Source organism: Cytophagia bacterium CHB2, from assembly GCA_030263535.1.
In the GTDB taxonomy this organism is placed as follows: Bacteria; Zhuqueibacterota; Zhuqueibacteria; order Zhuqueibacterales; family Zhuqueibacteraceae; genus Coneutiohabitans.
In genome coordinates this window covers 1-1,928 of sequence record SZPB01000645.1, presented here as the reverse complement: position 1 = coordinate 1,928, position 1,928 = coordinate 1, and the positions used below count along the sequence as shown (strand labels likewise).

The window sequence follows — 1,928 nt, the reverse complement described above, 5'->3', positions numbered from 1 at the left end:
CGAAAAACTCAAGACGAGTTTTTATGATCCGATCCATTTCAAAAAGCTAAACGAGTAAAGCAGTTGGCACGGCGCTTTTGATGGAAAATTGGAAAATCATTATGCCAAATTTTTTTCACATGCCGCGCGGCGATCGCTGGTATCTCATCATCGTTATCGTGTTTGCATTCATCTCATTTCTGCCGTGGTCGCGTGCAATTCATGTTGCAGGCATGGCGTTGTTTGGCTGGCTGATGGCGGGACTCATGCTGCTCTCACCGGCGATTGCATTGCTGTTGCTTTGGTTCGAAAAGAAGAACCGCCCGGACAGTCACTCCTGAAGAGTGAACAAGCGCATAGGCAGCAGGGCATCTATTTACCACTGCCCGGGCGGTAATCTCTGGTAGGAACCTTTATCTGGTTAAAGGTGAATCCCCGAAGAGATTACTACGAGCTTCATTACTGAGACCACCATGACTCTTGAATTGTGGGTTGTTGGAATCTACATGCTCGCGTGCATTGCTATCGGCATACTCGCTTCGCGCAAAGTGCTGGTCTCGCGCGACGATTATTGGGTTGCGGGACGCCGCATCGGCACGTGGGTCAATGCCATGGCGATTATGGCCACGCTCGCCAGCGGCGGTTCGATCATCGGGGTGATGTGGCTGGCGTACAAGAACGGCATTCCGTACGCGCTTGCCTTGTTCGCCGGCGCCGTGCTCGGTTTTCCGCTCGCCTCGATTCTCGTTGCCAAACCGTTGCGCAACTTTGGTAAATTCACCATCACGGATTTTTTGGTATTCCGTTATCCGCATGCGATTGTGCGCTATCTTGTGCCAATTGTAATCGTCGTCAGCTTCACGGTGTACATCATTGCGCAAATGAAAGCCGCCGGCATCACTGCGAACGTCTTGCTCGGCATCTCGTACAACGAGGCTGTGACGTGGATGACGATCGTTTTCATTCTCTATGTTTCCATTGGCGGCATGCTCGCAGTGACATGGACGGATGTGGTGCAGGGCGTGCTCATGCTGGCCGTCGTACTCGTCACCGCAGCGATGATGATCAATCGCGCCGGCTCGCCGGCAGAGATTATGGAACAAGCGACGCTCGCCGCGCCCATGCTCGGCGAGGTCGCCCATCAACCCGTTGCGAGTTACCTGGGTTCCTTCGTCATTTGGGCGGCCGCGATTCCGGTGATTCCGCACATCGTCATGCGCGTCTTTACCGCGAAAGATGCGGCCGGCGCGCGCCTGTCGCTTAACCTGGCGATGGTCGCATACAGCGTGATGATACTCGCGGCTGTGCTGGCCATTGTGCCGGTGGGCAAAATGCACTTTCCGGACTTGCAAGATGCCGACACGATTTTTTTGGAAGTGATGAAGCAGGAATTCCCGCCGCTCATTCGTGGACTTGCCGTGGCCGCGGTGATGGCGGCCGTGATGTCGACTACTGATGCGCTTTTGCTCGCCTGCAGCTCGGCGCTGGCGCATGATTTGTTCGGAGAGAGGCTGATCAAGCGTTTTTCTCCGAAAGTGGTGAGTTGGATCTCCGCCGGTTTCGCGTGGGCCATTGGTTTGCTCGCCATGTATTTTGCCTATTCGCCGCCGCAATTGATCACCGCGTTTTATTCAGCGGCCATCGGCTTGCTCAGCGCCGCCTTGTTCGTTCCCGTCATCGCCGGCTTGTGGTGGAAAAAGGCAAATCTCGCCGGCGGCGTTGCTTCCTTGCTGGTTGGGAGTGCGGTTTATCTGATCGTGCAATTCACGCCCGGCGCACCGCCGTTCTCCGCAATTTTATTTGCCCTGCCTGCCAGCGCGCTGGCGATGGTGATTGTTAGCAAAATATGGCCAGGCCGCGAATCTGAAATCATGGCGGCAATTTCTAAATTGCATCAATCCGAAAACATTTAGGATTGGCGCTTAAATTACTTGCCCATATCTCAAACC

At 54.4% G+C, this 1,928-nt stretch carries 2 protein-coding genes; both read left to right on the top strand.

Annotated features, from left to right (window positions below; all coding sequences use genetic code 11):
- Positions 1 to 101 precede the first annotated feature (101 nt).
- Positions 102 to 320, top strand: coding sequence for a hypothetical protein (locus tag FBQ85_29820; protein ID MDL1879329.1), 219 nt, complete (start codon positions 102 to 104; stop codon positions 318 to 320).
- A gap of 132 nt (positions 321 to 452) precedes the next feature.
- A complete protein-coding gene (locus FBQ85_29815; GenBank protein MDL1879328.1) occupies positions 453 to 1,892 on the top strand; it encodes a sodium:solute symporter family protein in 1,440 nt (479 codons plus the stop codon).
- The last annotated feature ends 36 nt before the right edge of the window (positions 1,893 to 1,928 follow it).